Source organism: Mycobacterium sp. NGS51, assembly GCF_059812525.1.
The window spans coordinates 205137-223890 of sequence record NZ_JCALCV010000004.1 but is presented as its reverse complement, the minus strand read 5'-3'; the positions used below and the strand labels follow the sequence as shown (position 1 = coordinate 223890).

Annotated in this window: 15 protein-coding genes; 5 read left to right on the top strand and 10 right to left on the bottom strand. The window is 66.2% G+C overall.

Going from position 1 to position 18754, the window contains the following annotated elements; translation table 11 throughout:
* Positions 1-25 precede the first annotated feature (25 nt).
* Entirely contained in the window at positions 26-763 is a 738-nt protein-coding gene (gene sepIVA / locus AC5Y5W_RS07210; RefSeq protein WP_500009144.1) for a cell division protein SepIVA, read from the bottom strand.
* A gap of 338 nt (positions 764-1101) precedes the next feature.
* Between sepIVA and AC5Y5W_RS07205 the strand changes: the two genes are divergently transcribed.
* The gene (locus AC5Y5W_RS07205) at positions 1102-2475 is read left to right on the top strand and encodes an HNH endonuclease signature motif containing protein (RefSeq protein ID WP_500009142.1); all 1374 of its coding nucleotides are present in this window, start codon (positions 1102-1104) and stop codon (positions 2473-2475) included.
* Between the two features lie 4 nt (positions 2476-2479).
* Here the strand turns inward: AC5Y5W_RS07205 and coaD are convergent, their stop codons facing one another.
* The 6 genes from coaD to AC5Y5W_RS07175 are packed head-to-tail and all read right to left on the bottom strand — an operon-like array spanning position 2480 to position 9440.
* The gene (gene coaD, locus AC5Y5W_RS07200; protein WP_500009141.1) at positions 2480-2962 is read right to left on the bottom strand and encodes a pantetheine-phosphate adenylyltransferase; all 483 of its coding nucleotides are present in this window, start codon (positions 2960-2962) and stop codon (positions 2480-2482) included.
* A 23-nt stretch (positions 2963-2985) separates the two neighbouring features.
* The gene (gene rsmD / locus AC5Y5W_RS07195) at positions 2986-3540 is read right to left on the bottom strand and encodes a 16S rRNA (guanine(966)-N(2))-methyltransferase RsmD (protein WP_500009345.1); all 555 of its coding nucleotides are present in this window, start codon (positions 3538-3540) and stop codon (positions 2986-2988) included.
* On the bottom strand, positions 3537-6920 hold the full coding sequence (locus AC5Y5W_RS07190) for a pyruvate carboxylase (RefSeq protein WP_500009140.1): 3384 nt from the start codon (positions 6918-6920) through the stop codon (positions 3537-3539). Before AC5Y5W_RS07190 ends, rsmD begins: the two co-directional genes overlap by 4 nt.
* A 15-nt stretch (positions 6921-6935) precedes the next feature.
* Complete coding sequence (locus tag AC5Y5W_RS07185) at positions 6936-7562, bottom strand: vitamin K epoxide reductase family protein (RefSeq protein WP_500009139.1); 627 nt, start codon at positions 7560-7562, stop codon at positions 6936-6938.
* Positions 7559-8314: a DsbA family protein gene (locus AC5Y5W_RS07180; protein WP_500009138.1), complete on the bottom strand. Its 756-nt coding sequence runs from the start codon at positions 8312-8314 to the stop codon at positions 7559-7561. The genes AC5Y5W_RS07185 and AC5Y5W_RS07180 overlap by 4 nt, the downstream gene beginning before the upstream one ends.
* Positions 8315-8372: 58 nt before the next feature.
* The gene (locus AC5Y5W_RS07175) at positions 8373-9440 is read right to left on the bottom strand and encodes an alpha/beta hydrolase (RefSeq protein ID WP_500009137.1); all 1068 of its coding nucleotides are present in this window, start codon (positions 9438-9440) and stop codon (positions 8373-8375) included.
* Here AC5Y5W_RS07175 and AC5Y5W_RS07170 point away from each other — a divergent pair.
* Genes AC5Y5W_RS07170 through AC5Y5W_RS07155 form a run of 4 tightly spaced genes read left to right on the top strand, consistent with a single transcriptional unit; the run spans position 9439 to position 13973 of the window.
* The gene (locus AC5Y5W_RS07170; protein WP_500009136.1) at positions 9439-10272 is read left to right on the top strand and encodes an aldo/keto reductase; all 834 of its coding nucleotides are present in this window, start codon (positions 9439-9441) and stop codon (positions 10270-10272) included. The two genes, AC5Y5W_RS07175 and AC5Y5W_RS07170, sit on opposite strands and share 2 nt — an antisense overlap.
* Positions 10273-10276: 4 nt before the next feature.
* Entirely contained in the window at positions 10277-11122 is an 846-nt protein-coding gene (locus AC5Y5W_RS07165) for an aldo/keto reductase (protein ID WP_500009135.1), read from the top strand.
* Positions 11123-11182: 60 nt separating this feature from the next.
* A complete protein-coding gene (locus tag AC5Y5W_RS07160) occupies positions 11183-13282 on the top strand; it encodes a heavy metal translocating P-type ATPase (protein WP_500009134.1) in 2100 nt (699 codons plus the stop codon).
* A gap of 31 nt (positions 13283-13313) precedes the next feature.
* Complete coding sequence (locus AC5Y5W_RS07155; RefSeq protein ID WP_500009133.1) at positions 13314-13973, top strand: DUF5134 domain-containing protein; 660 nt, start codon at positions 13314-13316, stop codon at positions 13971-13973.
* A gap of 8 nt (positions 13974-13981) precedes the next feature.
* Here AC5Y5W_RS07155 and AC5Y5W_RS07150 read toward each other — a convergent pair whose 3' ends face one another.
* The 3 genes from AC5Y5W_RS07150 to AC5Y5W_RS07140 form a co-directional block, all read right to left on the bottom strand.
* Positions 13982-14695 carry an HNH endonuclease family protein gene (locus AC5Y5W_RS07150; RefSeq protein WP_500009132.1) on the bottom strand — a complete coding sequence of 238 codons (714 nt, stop codon included), beginning with the start codon at positions 14693-14695 and terminating at the stop codon, positions 13982-13984.
* 79 nt (positions 14696-14774) lie between these two features.
* Positions 14775-16994: an ATP-dependent DNA helicase RecG gene (gene recG / locus AC5Y5W_RS07145; RefSeq protein ID WP_500009131.1), complete on the bottom strand. Its 2220-nt coding sequence runs from the start codon at positions 16992-16994 to the stop codon at positions 14775-14777.
* 2 nt (positions 16995-16996) lie between these two features.
* The gene (locus tag AC5Y5W_RS07140; protein WP_500009130.1) at positions 16997-18682 is read right to left on the bottom strand and encodes a DAK2 domain-containing protein; all 1686 of its coding nucleotides are present in this window, start codon (positions 18680-18682) and stop codon (positions 16997-16999) included.
* Between the last annotated feature and the right edge of the window lie 72 nt (positions 18683-18754).

Sequence of the window (18754 nt, the reverse complement as noted above, 5' to 3'; positions counted from 1 at the left end):
GGGCAGGCAGGGGTCCGAATCCGAACTAACGCGTTGCGTAGTCGTGGGTGCCGGCCCCGGTCCGCAGCTGGTGTCGACCGCGGTTGACCGAGCGCAGCGTGCCGTTGAGGTACTCCTCGAATTCCGCGAGCTTGGCATCGACGTAGATATCGCACTCGCCGCGCATCCGGTCGGCTTCGGCGTGCGCGGAGTCGATGAGCCGGGTGGCCTCCGCGTGGGCCGACGCCACGACTTCGGTCTGCGAGACCAGCCGCTGCTGCTCTTTGATGCCCTCTTGCACGGCCTTCTCGTAGGAAATGTTGCCCTCTTCGACCAATCGGTCGCATTCCGCCTTGGCCCGGCCGGTGGTGGCCTCGAACTCGCGCTTGGCCGCGGCCGCGATGCGGACCGCCTCCTCGCGAGCTTCGCCAACCATCCGCTCGCTGTGTTGGCGCGCCTCGCCCACCATCCGGTCGGCCTGCGACTTGGCGTCGGACAGGATCCGATCGGCCTCCGAGCGGGCGTGGTTGAGCATCGACTCGGATTCGGTGGTCGCCGAGGACACCATGGACTCGGCGTGGGTCTTGGCGTCGTGGAGCAGCGAATCGCGGGCGTCGAGCACATCCTGGGCATCGTCCAACTCACCGGGGATGGCGTCCTTGATGTCGTCGATCAACTCCAACACGTCACCGCGCGGAACCACGCAGCCGGCCGTCATCGGTACTCCGCGGGCTTCTTCGACAATCGCGCCCAGTTCGTCCAGGGCTTCAAAAACTCGGTACACGGCAACACCCTTCCGGCATCGTTTGTTGTTACCAGTGTGCCTGGTGTTGCTTCTGTGACTGGGTTGCCGTGCCCGGTGTGTCGGACATTGGCTGCTATGCCGCTCACCTGCACACTTGGCGTCATTATGTCGGCCAGTGGGGTCTCGCGGCAACGTGGCCCGCGCACGGCCGGCCGGCCACCCGCCCCTTCCTTTGCCAGACGTTCCGGCCACACCTTGGGCATGGTCGTCAGCTCCCCGAATTTTCACCACTTGTTTCCCTCAAACCACTTGTGTCACTGTAGTTTTGCCTGTAGATAACCACAGCGCTTGTCGCCGTCTTCAGGTATGATTCGAATATGCGTTCGAGTAGCCGGGAAGAGATCGACGAGGTCTTCGACGGGCTGGCGACATACCTCAAACGGGCTCTGGACCTCTGCTTCGACGGGCTGACCACGCCCGAGCGGCTGGTCATGCTGCAGCGCACCGAAACGCTGCGCCGCCAGCTGCCCGCCGTCGAACATCCGCTGATCAACCAACTCGGCGAGCAGGCCGACGAAGCCGAGCTGGGTGGCAAGCTGTCGTTTGCGTTGGCCGAGCGGTTACAGATCACCCGCGCCGACGCTTCACGGCGTATCGGTGAGGCCGCCGACCTGGGGTCACGCCGGGCGATGACCGGCGAACCGTTGGAGCCGGTTTTGGCGGCGACCGCCGCCGCCCAGCGCGCCGGACGCATCGGGGCCGGGCATGTGGCGGTGATCCGCAGCTTTTTTCACCGGCTGCCCGATGCCGTGGACGTGGAAACCCGCCAGCGCGCTGAAGCGCACCTGGCGCAGCTGGCGGGCGAGCATCGCCCCGATGACTTGAGCAAGTTGGCCGACCGACTCACCGACTGCCTCAATCCCGATGGTGATTTCACTGACAATGATCGGGCCCGGCGCCGCAGCCTCACGCTCGGCAAACAGGACGTCGACGGGATGAGCCCGATCACCGGGTATTTGACCCCCGAGGCGCGCGCCACCCTGGATGCCGTGCTGGCCAAGCTTGCCGCCCCGGGCATGTGCAACCCGGAGGATTCCACGCCGTGTCTCGGCGGCACGCCGTCGCAGGAAGCTATCCAGGGCGACACCCGCAGCGCTGGCCAACGCAATCACGACGCGCTCAATGCTGCCGGGCGCGCGCTGTTGGCTTCCGGTGATCTGGGTCAGCACAACGGACTACCCGCCACCATCATCGTGTCCACCACGCTGGCCGAACTGCAAGCCGGCACCGGTAAAGCCCTCACCGCCGGGGGCACCCTGCTACCGATGAGCGATGTGATCCGCCTGGCCTCCCATGCCCACCATTACTTGTCGATTTTCGACAAGGGCACAGCGATCGGCCTCTACCACACCAAGCGACTGGCCTCACTGGGGCAGCGAATCGTGCTGCACGCCAAAGATCGTGGGTGTAGCTTCCCCAACTGCGACGTGCCCGGCTACCTCACCGAAGTTCATCACGTCACGGACTACGCCCAGTGCCGGGAAACCGACATCGACGATCTCACCCTGGGATGCGGGCCCCACCACAAACTAGTCACCTCCGGCGGATGGAAAACCCGCAAACTCAAAAACGGTGACACCGAATGGATCCCACCCCCACACCTCGACCACGGCCAACCAAGAACCAACAGCTACCACCACCCCGAGCGGCTCCTGCGCGAAGGCGACGGCGAGGATGACGACGTTCCGTAACGAATTACCTACCGCGCGATAGCTTTTCGGCCAGCCGACGGTTGACGGGTTCGGGCAGCAGCTCCGACACGTCACCGCCCATCGACGCGACCTCCTTGGCCAGCGACGACGACACGAAGGAATACCGCGGCGTGGTCGCGACGAAAAACGTGTCCACGCCGGCGATGTGCTTGTTCATCTGCGCCATCTGCAACTCGTACTCGAAGTCGGTGCCGGTGCGCAGCCCCTTGACGATCGCGGTGAGCCCGCGCGACCGGACGAAGTCGACCACCAGGCCCTCGCCCGACTCCACCCGAACATTCGCCAAATGCGAAGTGGACTCCTCGATCATCGCGATTCGCTCGTCGACGCTGAACATGCCCTTTTTGTTCGGGTTGACCAGTACGGCGGCCACCACCTCGTCGAATTGCACGGCCGCGCGCTCGAGGATGTCGACGTGCCCCAGCGTCACCGGGTCGAAGGATCCTGGGCATACCGCGCCACTCATGGCTCACGACGCTACACGCCGGCTCAGGACCGCTCGGCAAGCTCCAACCGGGTGTCGCCGTAAACCCGCTGCTGCCAGGGCCGCCAGCCGGCCGGCCATGTCACCGAAACGGCGCCGGCGGCCCGCTCCAGCACAACGACGGTTCCGGCGCTGGTCCACCCACAATCGGTCAGTGCATCCAGCAGCGCCTCGATGTCGGTGGCGTCGACGTCATAGGGCGGATCGGCCAGCACAAGGTCGACCGGCGTGGCGGCGCCGGCTGCCACCACCGTCGACACGTTTCCGCGGCGCAGTGTCGCGCCGGGCAGTCCGAGGGCCGCAATGTTGCGCTCGACGACGGCCGCGGCCTGCCGATCGGACTCGACGAACAGCACCGACGCCGCGCCCCGCGACAACGCCTCCAAACCCAAAGCACCCGAGCCCGCGTAAAGGTCCAGCACCGACATGCCGGTCAGATCGATCCTGGCCGTCAACACGTTGAACAGCGATTCGCGGACCCGATCGGTGGTTGGCCGGGTTCCCCGCGATGGCACCGCGATGCGCCGGCCCCCGGCCATACCGCCGATGATGCGGGTCAGCGCAGCACCACCAGCAGGTCACCGCCCTCCACCTGGGCGGTGGTCGATACCGCCACCCGTTCGACCGTCGCATCGGCGGGGGCGGTGATCGGCGCTTCCATCTTCATCGCTTCGATGGTTGCGATGGTCTGCCCGGCGCTCACCCGGTCGCCTTCGGACACGCCAATAGTGACGACGCCGGCGAAGGGCGCCGCGACATGACCGGAATTGCCACGGTCGGCCTTTTCTGCCGTCGGCACCGTGCTGGCGATGCTGCGGTCACGCACCTCCACCGGTCGCAGTTGGCCGTTGATGATGCACATCACCGTTCGCACGCCGCGCTCGTCGGGTTCGGAAATCGCCTCCAGCCCGATCAGCAGTTCCACACCCGGTTCCAGTTGGACGCGGTGTTCCTCGCCTTGGCGCAGACCGTAGAAGAACTGGTTGGCCGACAGCTGCGACGTGTCACCGTAGGCTTCCCGATGCGATTCGTATTCCTTTGTCGGACCGGGGAATAGCAATCGGTTCAAGGTGGCCTGTCGTTTGGGCCCCGGCTGTGCCAGCACCGCCTCGTCTTCTGCGGAGAGCTCCGGTGCGGGTTTGGCGGGCGCGCGGCCGGCCAGCGTCGCGGTGCGCAGCGGCTCCGGCCAGCCGCCGGGCGGATCACCCAGCTCGCCACGCAGAAAACCCAGCACCGACTCGGGGATGTCGAATCGGGCCGGCTCCGAGGCGAATTCCTCGGCGCTGACTCCGGCGCCGACCAACGCCAGTGCGAGGTCGCCGACCACCTTCGAGGTCGGCGTGACCTTGACCAACCGGCCCAGCAGCCGATCGGCGGCGGCGTAATTGACTTCGATCTCTTCGAAACGATCGCCCAGACCCAGCGCAATGGCCTGCTGACGCAAATTGGACAACTGGCCGCCGGGGATCTCGTGGTCGTAGACCCGGCCGGTCGGTGCGGGCAGCCCGGATTCGAAGGGGGCGTACACCTTTCGCAGCGCCTCCCAGTACGGCTCCAGATCGCACACCGCAGCAAGCGACAGCCCGGTGTCGTATTCGGTGTGCGCGGCCGCAGCCACGATCGAACTCAGCGCGGGCTGGCTGGTCGTTCCCGCCAATGGGGCGGCCGCACCGTCGACAGCGTCGGCCCCGGCATGCCAGGCCGCGACATAGCTGGCCAGCTGCCCGCCCGGGGTGTCGTGGGTGTGCACATGCACCGGCAGGTCGAAGCGACTCCGCAATGCGCTCACCAGTGCTGTCGCGGCGGGTGCCCGCAACAGCCCGGCCATGTCCTTGATGGCCAGCACATGTGCGCCGGCATCGACGATCTGCTCGGCGAGCTTGAGATAGTAATCCAGCGTGTAGATGTTCTCATCCGGATCGGCCAGGTCGCCGGTGTAGCACATCGCGACTTCTGCGATGGCAGAACCGGTTTCGCGTACCGCGTCGATCGCCGGACGCATCGACTCGACGTTGTTGAGCGCGTCGAAGATCCGGAAGATGTCGATTCCGGTTGCGGTGGCTTCCTCGACGAAAGCCGTGGTGACAACTTCCGGGTACGGCGTGTAGCCCACGGTGTTGCGGCCACGCAGCAACATCTGCAGGCAGATGTTGGGCAGCGCTTCACGCAGTGCCGCCAACCGCTCCCAGGGATCCTCCTTCAGAAAGCGCAGCGCCACGTCGTAGGTCGCGCCGCCCCAGCACTCCATTGACAGCAATTGCGGTGTGAGCCGCGCAATGTAGGGCGCCACGGTGAGCAGCCCGAGAGTCCGCACCCGGGTGGCCAGCAGCGACTGGTGGGCATCGCGGAAGGTGGTTTCGGTGACCCCGACTGCTGCGGACTCCCGCAACCAGCGCGCAAAACCCTCCGGCCCCAACTCGACCAGCCGTTGCTTGGAGCCCGGCGGCGGGGCCGCCTCGAGGTCGACCTCGGGCAGCTTGTCGTGCGGGTACACCGTCGACGGCCGAGCGCCATGCGGCTGGTTGACGGTGACGTCGGCCAGGTAGTTGAGGATTTTGGTGCCGCGGTCGGCCGACGCACGCGCCGTCAGCAGTTGCGGACGTTGATCGATGAACGACGTGGTGATGCGGCCGGCGCGAAAGTCCGGATCGTCCAACACTGCTTGCAAAAACGGGACATTCGTCGACACACCACGGATCCGGAACTCGGCCAGCGCGCGCCGGGCACGGTTCATCGCCGTCGAAAAGTCACGGCCCCGGCAGGTCAGCTTGACCAGCATGGAGTCGAAATGCGCGCTGATCTCCGCACCCAGATGCGTGCTGCCGTCCAGCCGGATGCCCGCCCCGCCCGGGCTGCGGTAGGCGCTGATTCGTCCGGTGTCGGGCCGGAACCCGTTGGCCGGGTCTTCGGTGGTGATCCGGCACTGCAGCGCTGCGCCGTGCGGCCGAATCGCCTCTTGGCGCAGGCCCAGGTCGTCGAGAGTCTCCCCCGCGGCGATGCGCAGCTGGCTGGAAACCAGGTCGACGTCGGTGATCTCCTCGGTGACGGTGTGTTCGACCTGGATGCGCGGATTCATTTCGATGAAGACATGCTCGCCACGCTCGTCGAGCAGGAACTCCACGGTTCCCGCGCAGCTGTAGTCGATGTGGCGGGCGAAGGCGACCGCGTCGGCGCAGATCTTCTCCCGAACATGCGGGTCGAGGTTCGGCGCCGGCGCCAGTTCGATGACTTTCTGGTGGCGACGCTGCACACTGCAGTCCCGCTCGTAGAGGTGGATGACGTTTCCGTGGGTGTCAGCCAGGATCTGCACCTCGATGTGGCGCGGGTTGATCACTGCCTGCTCGAGATAAACCGTCGGATCTCCGAACGCCGATTCGGCTTCGCGGCTGGCCGCTTCGATGGCCTCAGGCAGCGCGGTGATGTCGTCCACGCGACGCATCCCGCGGCCGCCGCCACCCGCGACCGCCTTGACGAACATCGGGAACCGCATATCGCCGGCGGCGGCCACCAACTCGTCGACCGATGCCGACGGCTGCGAGGACATCAGCACGGGCAGGCCCGCTTCGCGCGCCGTCGCGATCGCGCGGGATTTGTTGCCGGTCAGCTCCAACACCGCGGCGCTCGGGCCGACGAACGTGATCCCGGCCCGTGCGCAGGCGTCTGCCAATTCGGGGTTCTCCGACAGGAATCCGTATCCGGGATACACCGCGTCGGCGCCTGCGCGGCGGGCGGTTTCGACGATCTCGTCGACGGACAAGTAGGCCCGCACCGGATGTCCGACATCGCCGATCTGGTAGGACTCGTCAGCCTTGAGCCGGTGCACCGAATTGCGGTCCTCGTATGGGTAGACCGCGACGGTGCCCACGCCCAGTTCGTAGGCGGCGCGGAAGGCGCGGATCGCGATCTCACCGCGATTGGCGACCAGCACTTTGGAAATCACGCGCGCCCCTTCGTTCTAGAGAAGTGTCGACCAGTAATCCCAGAACCGCGTGAAGATCAGCAGAATGAGCGCCGTGAACCAGAGCGCGGTCAGCGACCACCGCCAATGGTAGAGCGCGCGGACGACCGGGCCCCCGTCGGCAGGATTGAAAGCGATCGACCCGACGACCACCAGCAGCGGGACGGTGACCGCCCACACCACCATGCAGTACGGACACAGCGCCCCGATCCGGTACAGGCTCTGAAAGATCAACCAGTGCACGAATCCCGTGCCGGCCAAGCTACCGAGCGCCAGTCCGATCCAATACCACTGCGGCAGGGCCACTTTGGCGATCGCCAGCACACCGGTGACCACGACGACACTGAAAGCGACGATCCCGATCAACGGATTGGGGAAGCCGAGCAGCGATGCCTGCGGGGTCGCCATCACCGAGCCGCATGACAGCACGGGATTGAGGTTGCACGACGGCACATACGACGGGTTCATCAACAGGTGGATCTTCTCGACCGTGAGTGTCCCCGAGGCGATCAGCCCGACCACTCCGGCGATCAGCACCCACCACGCGCTGCTGGCCGCTACCGCAACGTTGGACGCCGAATCCTCGAGCGGCTCACCGGGTTGCGCCGACACCGCGGTGGTCACGGCGCCGGCGGACTCGCCGCCGTGTCGAGGCCCGGCACATTCCCGACGATCTCTTTGATCTTGGCGACCAGGGCGTCAGGCGTCGACCACTCGTAATCCTGACCGTTGATGCGGATAGTCGGGGTGGCATGGATATCGCTGGCCGATGCCATCCCGTCGACCATCGGGGCATATTTGCCGCTATTGATGCAATCGGGAACTTTGCCGACCACACCGGCCTGGCGGGCGAGTTCGATCAATCGCGCATTGTCCGGGTAGGTGCCACCCACTTCCTCGGGCTGCACGTTTTTGGTGAACAGCTTGGCGTGAAAGCGGCCGAAGGCGTCGATGGACTCGTCGGCGACGCAATAGGCCGCCGATCCGGCCCGCGTCGAATAGTCGTCGTTCTGCGGCCTGCTGAGAATGCCCACCATGTAATAGTCGGCGGCGATCGCGCCGGACTCGATCAGGTTGGACACCGTCGGACCGAACGTCCGCTCGAAGTTGCCGCACGCCGGGCACAGGAAGTCCTCGTAGAACGACACGACGGCTTTGGGGTCCTTGGTTCCGTCCTTGGTGACCAGCGCGCTCGAGGTCACCCGCACCGCCCGGCTCTCGCGGTCACCCTTCTTGTCGTGCGAGATGACGATGTAGCCGACCAGCACGACGGCGAAGATCAGCACGATCGCCGTCAGCCCGGTCCGGATCGCGATGTCGCGTCGCCGTCCGGCTTTCTTCAGGTCATAGGCGGGGCGTTTCGGTTTGTCGGCCACAGGTTTGCTGATCCTCCGTTGTCGATGGCGCTGGCGATCGACACTAGAGTAACGGAGCTCAGACCCGGCTGAGGTGGGCGCGCAGCGCCGAGACCAGTTCGGTCGTCGCGGTCGCACTGCCGCCGCCGAGCGGGAACAGATTCGCGAATACATGGGTAAGTGATCGGAAGCAACGCAGGTCGACGGCGTTGCCGGCGGCTTGCAGGGCCCTCGCATAGCGCTCGCCCTCATCGCGCAATGGGTCGAAGCCCGCGATCGCGATAAGCGTGGGCGGCAGCCCCGACAGGTTGTCGGCTTGCAATGGCGACACCCGCGCGTCGTCCGGTTCGACGCCAGAACCGCCGAGGTATTGCTCATGGAACCAGTCGATATCGTGCTTGGTCAGCACGAAACCGTCGGCAAAGAGGGTGCGTGAGCGGGTCGGAAGGGTGTGGTCGGTGATCGGGTAGATCAGCCACTGCAGCACCGGGGCCGGGCCGCCGTCGTCGCGTGCCAGCTGTGAGACGACCGCCGCCAGGTTGCCACCCGCACTGTCGCCGCCGACCGCGACCCGGCCGGGGAAGGCGCCGAGTTCGCCAGCGTGCTCATGTGCCCATTGGAAGGCCGCATAGGCGTCGTCGACCGCGGCCGGCGCCGGGTGCTCAGGCGCCAGCCGGTAGTCGATCGACAGCACGTGAATATCGGCGTCGCGGCAAGCCAACCGGCACAGCGCATCATGGGTATCCAGGTCGCCGATCACCCAGCCACCGCCGTGGTAGAAGACCAGTAGCGGCGCCGGCTCGGTGCTGGCCGGGCGGTAATGGCGGGCCGGAATGTCGCCGGCCGGTCCCGGTATCAACACATCGGTGACTTCGACGTGAATCTGCGATCCACCGAACCCGAGGGACATCATCCGTGCCTGGGCCCGCGAGGCGCTCGGGTCGTTGTCGACGACCAGGCTGTTGATCCGCGCCGCGCGTTGCGCAGCCAGCGTGAGCTGCAGTGTGGGATCCAGTGTGTTGCCGTCGATGGTGACCGAACGGCCGCCGGTCAGCAGTCGCTTGGCGCGGGTCGGGATCCAGGGGATGATCTTGACGCCGATGTTGGTAGCGGTGTTCTGCAGGCGGCCTGGCAGACTCCTTGTCATGGCTGCTCCCCTAGTCAGGCTGAACGACGGTAATTGCGTTCCGGCGGTCGGATTCGGTGTTTTCCAAATTCCACCTGCGGACACCGAGCAGGCGGTGGGCGCCGCCCTGCGAGCCGGTTACCGGCATATCGACACAGCGGCGGCCTACCGTAATGAACGTGAGACCGGGCGTGCGGTAGCGGATTCCGGTGTGCCCCGCGACGAACTCTACTTGGTCACCAAGTTGTGGAACGCCGACCAAGGCTACGACAGCACATTGGCGGCTTTCGACGCCAGCATGGATCGGCTCGGAATCGACTATCTCGACCTCTACCTGGTGCATTGGCCGCTGCCTGAGCTCAACAAATTCGTCGACACCTTCAAGGCGTTCGCCAACCTCCGCGACCAGGGCCGGATCCGGTCCATCGGGGTGAGCAATTTCGAGCCCGAGCACCTGCAGGTTCTGATCGATGCCACCGGCATCGTGCCCGCTGTCAACCAGGTGGAACTGCATCCACGGCTGCCTCAGATGGCGCTGCGGGAAGTCCACGCCCGCCTGGGCATCGCGACCGAAGCCTGGAGCCCGCTCGGGCAGGGCTCGCTGCTCACCGACCCGACCATTACCGCCGTCGCCGACAGCTGCGGCCGCACGCCTGCCCAGGTGTTGATTAGGTGGCATATCCAACTCGGTAATATCGTGATCCCGAAGTCGGTAAACCCTTCGCGGATTGTGAGCAATTTCGACGTGTTCGATTTCGAACTCAGCGCAGAGCAGATGGCGTCGATCTCCTCGCTCGACGACGGGACCCGGCTTGGTCCTGATCCACGTACCTTCAATTTCACAGGCAGGTGAGACGATGACGGGCGCCGCTGGCCCTTCTATCCCTTCCGTATTACTCAATGACGAGAACACAATGCCGGTGCTCGGCCTCGGCGTCGCGGAATTGTCGGACGACGAGACCGAACGCGCGGTATCGGCGGCGCTGGAGATCGGGATCCGGTTGATCGACACCGCGGCGGTGTACGGCAACGAGGCCGCCGTCGGCCGCGCGATCGCAGCGTCGGGGATTCCGCGCGCCGAACTGTTCGTCACGACCAAATTGGCCAACGCCGACCAGGGCTTCAGTACCTCACAAGAGGCCTGCCACGCCAGCCTGGAACGGTTGGGCCTCGAGTATGTCGACCTGTATCTGATCCATTGGCCGGCTGCGCAGTTGGGCAAATATGTGGATAGCTTCGGCGGCCTGATCCAGTCCCGCGGAAACGGCCTTACCCGGTCGATCGGCGTCTGCAACTTCGCCGAGGAGCATCTGTCGATGGTCACCGACCTCACCTTTGTGACACCGGCGGTCAATCAGATCGAGCTGCACCCACTGCTCAGCCAGGTCGAGTTGCGCGAGGTCAATGCCCGGCAAAACATCGTCACCGAGGCCTACAGCCCGCTGGCGGTCGGCAGGCTGCTGGACCATCCGACGGTGACGTCGATAGCCGGCGAGTACAGCCGGACACCTGCGCAAGTGCTGATCCGGTGGAACCTGCAATTGGGCAATGTCGTCATCCCCCGATCAAGCAAGCCCGAACGCATCGCGGCAAACTTCGACGTGTTCGATTTCGAGTTGGCCACCGAGCACATGGATGCCCTCAACGGGCTCAACGACGGCACCCGGGTGCGTGAGGATCCGCTGACCTACACCGGCGTGTAATCCGGGCCACCGATTCCGTCAGCCTCACTATATACCCCAGTGGGGTATATAGTGGCTGGCATGACCGAGCCGCAGACCAGCCATGTCGACCATGCCGGGCACGAGTCGCATCAGGGGCATGCGGGTCACGGCGACCATGTTGCACAGTTCCGCCGATTGTTCTGGACGATGCTGGTGCTGGCGATCCCCACAGTGGGGCTCTCGGGCATGTTCGCCACGATCATCGGCTACACCGTGCCCAGCTTCGCCGGCTCGACATGGGTGTCGCCGGTACTCGGCACCATCATGTATGCGTGGGGCGGCCAACCATTCCTGACCGGTGCTGTCAGCGAAATCCGGTCGCGGGCACCGGGAATGATGCTGCTGATCGGGCTCGCGATCACGGTGGCGTTCGTGTCGTCGTGGGCGTCGACCCTGGGCTGGGTGGCACACGGGCTCGACTTCTGGTGGGAACTGGCCCTGCTGATCGTCATCATGCTGCTCGGGCACTGGATCGAGATGCGCTCGCTGGCACAGACGACATCGGCGCTTGACTCCCTGGCCGCATTACTGCCGGACGAGGCCGAGCGTGTCGAGGGTGATTCCGTCGTCAGCGTGACCCCCGCTGAGCTAGAGGTGGGCGACGTCGTGGTCGTCCGTCCGGGTGGGAGTGTGCCGGCCGATGGCCGGATCACCGATGGCGCGGCCGAGATGGATGAGTCGATGGTGACCGGCGAGTCACGCACTGTGCGACGCACGGTCGGCGATCACGTCGTTGCCGGCACCGTGGCGACCGACTCGGGGTTGCGCCTGGAAGTGACCGCGGTCGGTGACGACACCGCGGTAGCCGGCATTCAGCGACTGGTGACCGAGGCGCAGAGTTCGTCGTCGCGCGCGCAACTCCTGGCCGACCGAGCGGCGGGCTGGTTGTTCTGGTTCGCGTTGGGCGCCGGTGTGCTCACCGCGATCGTCTGGGGGTTCCTTGGCCATCCCGACCAAGCCGTGATCCGGACAATCACCGTATTGGTGATCGCCTGCCCGCATGCACTGGGCCTGGCCATCCCGCTGGTGGTGTCCATCGCCACCGAGCGGGCGGCTCGCGGCGGCGTCCTGGTAAAGGACCGCCTCGCGCTGGAGAGCATGCGCACCGTCACCGCGGTGCTGTTCGACAAGACCGGCACTCTGACCAAGGGGGAGCCCGCGGTGGTCGGTGTCGCGACCATCGACGGCTACGACGAGGACGAGGTGCTGGCGCTGGCCGCCGCGGCCGAGGCTGATTCCGAGCATCCGCTGGCTCGCGCGATCGTGCACGCAGCCCGCGAGCGAAGTCTGAGTGTTTCCGCCGCAACGAATTTCGCGTCGTCTCCCGCGGTCGGGGTCATCGCGACGGTCGACGGTCGACGCATCCGGGTTGGCGGTCCGCGGCTACTCGAGGAGGCCCGGCTTGCGGAATTAGCGACAACTACGCATTGGCGTGACGATGGCGCCACGATCCTTCATGTGCTCTGCGACGACGCTGTAATCGGGGCGCTGGCGCTCGCCGACGAAGTGCGCCGGGAGTCACGCCAGGCAGTCGACGCGCTGCATCGGCTGGGTATCCAGGTGGTCATGATCACCGGTGACGCCGAGACCGTCGCACACTCGGTCGCCGGCGAACTCGGCATCGACCGGGTATTCGCCGGGGTCCGGCCTGAGGACAAGGCGGCCAAGGTATCGGAGTTGCAGGCTGAAGGCTGGAAGGTCGCGATGGTCGGTGACGGTGTCAACGACGCTCCGGCCCTGGCGCAGGCGGATGTCGGTATCGCCATCGGCGCGGGCACCGACGTGGCGATCGCCTCAGCGGGTGTGATCCTGGCCAGCTCCGACCCGCGTTCGGTGCTGTCGGTGATCCAACTTTCGGCGGCCGGCTACCGCAAGATGAAGCAAAACCTGTGGTGGGCCGCAGGATACAACCTCATTGCGGTACCGCTGGCCGCCGGTGTGCTGGCCCCCGTGGGCTTTGTGATGCCGATGTCGGTTGGCGCAATCCTGATGTCCCTGTCGACGGTCATCGTCGCGCTCAACGCACAACTGTTGCGCCGGCTGGATCTCCATCCGGAGTCGAGTGCCCATGCGGCGCGCGGAGATTCGGTTACCACTCGGGTCGACGCGGCCGCCGCACCGGCTGCGATCCGCCGGTAGCCGTGCCCCCTCCGACTCGGGGTCCGGTTTCTTGACCGCCGACCTCGCGCTGCGCTGGATCGTCACTGCCCTGTTCGGCATCAGCATCTCCGGGTACCTGTATATCCTTGTCGCGCACCATGGTCGATGGACCGGCACCATCGATCACCTGTTGCACCTAGCGATGTCGCTGGCAATGGTTGAGATGGCGTGGCGTGCCGCCATCGACCTCCCCAACATCGCACCGACAGCCTTCTTCCTGCTGGCGGCGGTTTGGTTCATGTTTGCGGCCAGGCGGGTGTCCTGCGGTATCCCTGACCGACTTGCCAACGCCTACAACGCCGTGATGATGGCGGCGATGGCGTGGATGTACGCAGTGATGGATGGCAGCCTGCCGGGCCAGACAAGTAACTCATCCGCTCACATCCATTCGGGCTCGCTGGGAATGGAGATGCCCCCGATGGACATGCGAGGACAGGAGATGTTTTTGACTGGGCCCGAACCCGGGTGGATCGCCGCGGTCAACTGGAGCGCGACCGCCGGGTTCGTGATAGCGACGGGGTACTGGCTCTACCGCTACTTCGTGGCGTGTAGGACGAACCCGCTGTCGCACACCACACAGCCAGCACACCCGGGTTTGGCGCAGTTGGGATTGCTATGTCAGGCGTTCATCGCCGCCGGCATAGCGATTATGTTCGGGCTGATGATGTAGAGCCATCGCTATCCGATCGGACACTTGCCTGCCGCCTGACGTAGCACCTCGGCCGACGCCTCGTCGATGGGCAGCGCGTAACCACGCAGCACGGCGATGAACTGCATGCCGTACTGGCACCAGAACGCGGTGTTAGGCGGCATCCACAACGCCGGCTGAGAATCGCTCTTGTCCTCGTTGGCCTTTCCGGCCACCGCCAGCAGGTTGGCCGGATCGTTGGCGAAGCGCAGCCGCTGGGGAAACGGCCAGGCATAGGCGCCCATGTCCCAGGCCAGCGCCAGCGGGATGATGTGGTCGATCTGCACCGACGCACCCACCCGCGCGCCGCGCCGAAAGTCGACGGTGGCATTGGTGTAGGGGTCGTGCAGCGTGCCGGTCGCCACGGCGTCCGGGCAGCGTTTGATGAAAACATAGGTTTTGTCGACCAAATCACGGTTGAGGATGTCGTCGCGGGTGTCGCATCCGTTGTGCCCATCGGGCGCGTCGTTGTCGTCAGTCCAGGCGTCGCCGAACGCCTCGCGCCGATAGTCATAGCGATGGATCCTGCTGGGCACCAGCGCAATGCCGGCCAGTGCGTCGACGCCGGGTTGCACCGTCGGGACGTCGGCGCGCGCGGCGAACTCCTCTGCGCGATCACCGGCCGACGATGCCAGCACCTGATAGGCGATCACCACCGCCAGCACCGCGATCGCGAAAAGCCACAGCAGCGTCCTGCCCTTCATATGCGCCGCTTCTCCTCATCGCTTCGGCCCCCTCGCCGCTGCGCGGCTGGGGGTGCCCCCAGTGCATCGGCGCCGGCGGTCATGACTTGTCCAGGTATTCGATGCGCTCGGTGCCGGTGAACGGTGCGGCCAGCAGCGCCAGCCCGGCGTCCGCCGGGTCTTCGTCATAGGCGCGCTCGCAGATGTCCCGCGCCGCCTCGATAATTTCCCGGTGATCAGCCAGTGAGAGCAGCCGTAGGGTAATCGCACGGCCGGATTGGTTGCGGCCCAGTACATCGCCTTCGCGCCGCTCCTTGAGGTCGAGGTCGGCCAATGCGAACCCGTCCAGCGTCTCGGCGACGGCAGCCAGTCGCGCTCCGGCGTGCGAATTCGGCGACGACCAGCTCGCCAGCAGGCACAGGCTGGGATGCGCACCGCGGCCGATGCGGCCCCGCAGTTGATGCAACTGGCTGATGCCAAAGCGGTCGGCGTCCATCACGAGCATCACCGTTGCGTTCGGGACGTCGACGCCCACCTCAATCACCGTGGTGCACACCAGCACATCGATTGCACCGGTACGGAACGCTGTCATCACAGCGTCTTTCTCGTCGGCGGGTAACCGACCGTGCATCAGCCCCAGTCGCACGCCGGCCAGCTCACGGCGCTGCAACCGAGCGAACAGCTCTACCGCTGTCGCTGAAGGCCGTTGGCCTTCCTCAGTCTGGCCCTCATCGGTCTCATCGATGCGGGGTGCGACCACATAGGCTTGGCGGCCGGCGGAAACCTCCTCGATGATGCGCTGCCAGGCGCGGTCCAGCCAGGCGGGCTTGTCTTTGACGAAGATCGTTTTGGTGGTGATCGGTTGCCGCCCGCGGGGCAGTTCACGCAAGGTCGAAGTCTCCAGATCGCCGTAGACTGTCAGCGCAACGGTCCGCGGGATCGGCGTTGCGGTCATCACCAGCAGGTGCGGCGTGATACCGGCGGGAGCCTTGGCGCGCAATTGGTCTCGTTGCTCGACGCCGAACCGATGCTGCTCGTCGACCACCACCATGCCCAGCCGGTGAAATTCGACCGCGTCCTGCAACAGCGCGTGAGTCCCGACGACGACACCCACCTGCCCGGAGGTGATCTCGTCGCGAACCTGTTTCTTCTGCCCTGCCGACATCGACCCAGTGAGCAGCCCGATCCGGGTCGCGTGGTCCACTCCGCCAAGCTGGCCGCCCATCGCCAGCGGGCCAAGCACATCGCGGATAGACCGGGCATGCTGTGTTGCAAGGACTTCCGTCGGTGCCAACAGCGCGCACTGGTAGCCGGCATCGACCATCTGCAACATGGCGAGCACCGCGACGATGGTCTTGCCCGAGCCGACTTCACCCTGTAGCAGCCGATTCATCGGGCGGGTCGCATCGATTTCGCGAGTCAACGTCTCGAGCACGTCACGCTGGCCGGTGGTCAACTCGAACGGCAACTGCCGCAACAGTTCTTGCGCCAAGCCGTCCGGCTGTGGCGGTGCGGCCGGACCGGATTCCGACAGCTCTCCGTGCCTGCGCGTCACCAGCGCCCATTGCAGACCCATCGCTTCGTCGAAGGTCAGCCGCTGCCGGGCGCGTCGCCGCTCGGCTTCGTCCTCGGCCAGATGAATCGCCCGCAGCGCGCGGTCCTCGGAGATCAGTCCGTGCTCGGCGAGCACCACGTCAGGCAGCGGATCGGGGACGGGGTCGAGCACCGCGAGCACCTGACGCACGCATGAGTAGATGTCCCAGCTTTGCACTTTCGTGCTAGCCGAATAGATCGGGTAGAACGCCCGCTCGAACGCCGACTGCAGCACCTCGCCGCTGACTGCCTGCGAAGCCTCAGCGATCCTGCGCAGTGACCTGCTGCCGTGGTCCTTGCCGTCTGGTGAGTTCAGCACGAGGAAGTCGGGGTGGGTGAGTTGCATGGCGTTCCGGAAATACCCCACCTCCCCGGACAGCATGACTCGCGCTCCTTTGGCGAGCCGCTGCTCGGTCCACTTCTTGACGTGAAAGAACGTGGCGGTCACCTTGTTTCGCCCGGAGCCGATGGTGATGACCAGATATTTTTTCTTGGGCTTCTTGGTCGTCCACCGTGTCTCCGCGCCGGCGATGGTGTCGACGAGCGTGACGTGCTCGCCCGCCGGCGGCCGTTCGGGGCCGACACCGCGAACCGTGGTGCCTTCGATGTAGCTGCGCGGGTAGTGCCGCAGCAGATCGTCGACGGTGCGGATGCCGAACACGTCGTCGAGGGGGCCGGCGGCTTTGGCGCCGAGAACGTAATCCAGTCGGTCGGTCAGCACCGCCATCGCTACTCCACCCCGATCAGCAGCGCGTCACCCCGATGCCCGGTGCGGTAGGTCACCAGCTCGGTGCCCGGATGGTCGTCGTGGACGTGCTGCTGGAGGGCGTCCCCGACCGCGACGTCGACAGCGGCACCGGTCAATACCGTCATCAGCTCACCGCCGGCCGCCAGCAGCAGATCGATCAAACCGATTGCCGCCGCGGTGATGTCCGGGGCCACGATCAGCACCTCGTCGCCCGCGATGCCCAGGCCGTCGCCGGGCTCGCAGGGTCCGGCGAACGTCAACGCCTTCTCGGTCGCGATGCGCACCGACCCGTGCCGCGCGCCCCCGACGGCGTGGGCCATGGTGTAGCCGTCGTCGACGGCCGGCCTGCCGGGTTCATGGACCGCGAGGGCGGCCAGCCCCTGCACCATCGACCCGGTAGGCAACGGCACCACGTCGATGCCCCAACCGATGGCCGCGGTGCAGCCGGCCACCAGTTCTTCGGCGGCCACATACCCGTTCGGCAGCACCATCACCTGTGCCGCACCGGTGTCCACCACCGCGCGCAGCAGCTGCTGGGCACTGACGACGGTGGATGGGTCGGCGGCGTCCGGGTCCGGTTGCAGCACACAGGCGCCCTCGCCGGCGAACAACTGTGCCGCGCCTTCCCCGTCGACGACGGCCAGCACGGCCCGTTCCCGCGTCCAGCTGCCCGGCGGTATCCCCGTCGCGCCGCCGGTCAGCGCCGAGATCTGGATCCGGCGCGGGCTGCCGAATGCCAGACCCGCCTCGACTGCGGCCCCGGCATCGTCGGTGTGCACGTGGACCGAGTAGCCGCCGACGGCATCCGAGGCCTCCGACGCCGAGGTGGCGATCGCCACCGAATCACCGAGCTCGGCGAGTCGATCCCGCAGCGCATCCGCGCCATCGGCGTCGCAACCGTCCAACAGGTACATCACCTCGAACTTCGGAGCGCGCTGCTCGGCGACCGGCTCGGCCGGTGCCCGGCGCGGCGACGGCTCGTACACGGTGCGGGCGGATGCCTGGCCGGTGATGGTCGAGTGCAAAGCGTCCAGCAGAACCAGCAAACCGCGCCCACCGGCGTCGACCACGCCGGCGTTGCCGAGCACATCGAGCTGTTCCGGGGTCTTCTCCAGCGCGATCACCGCAGCATCCCCGGCGGCGCTAGTTGCCCGGGCCAACCCGTCACCGGCGTTCGCGCACGCCTCCACGGCGCCGGCGGCGGCCTGCAGCACGGAGACGATTGTCCCGGCAACTTCTTGGCCGCCCATCGAGGCGACGACCAGAGCCACCCCGTGCCGCAACGCCGAGCCGAGAACCGCTGCGTCGATGTGGTGCAGCTCACCTTCGGCCTCGGCGGCGGCGCCCGCGGTGACGTCGGCGATGCCGCGCAGGATCTGGGACAGGATCACTCCGGAGTTGCCGCGGGCGCCGTTCAGGGCCCCGGCCGACAGCGCCGCTGCTACTCGCGAAACGTCGCCGGAGCCGGCTTCGGTGTTGGCCTCGGCCAGCGCGGAGCGCATGGTGAACAGCATGTTGGTGCCGGTGTCGGAATCGGCGACGGGGAACACGTTGAGGCGGTTGATCTCGTCGATGTGGGTGATCAGGTCGCTGACCGCGGTATGCGCCCAGTCTCGCAGGGCAGACGCGTCCAGCAGGCGATCCGACGTGTCCACCTCGGCGCCCATCTGTCACCTCCTCCCGCCTCCTCCGGTGGGCGCAAGCCTAACCAGTGACGACGACAGGACTGGTCATAAGGT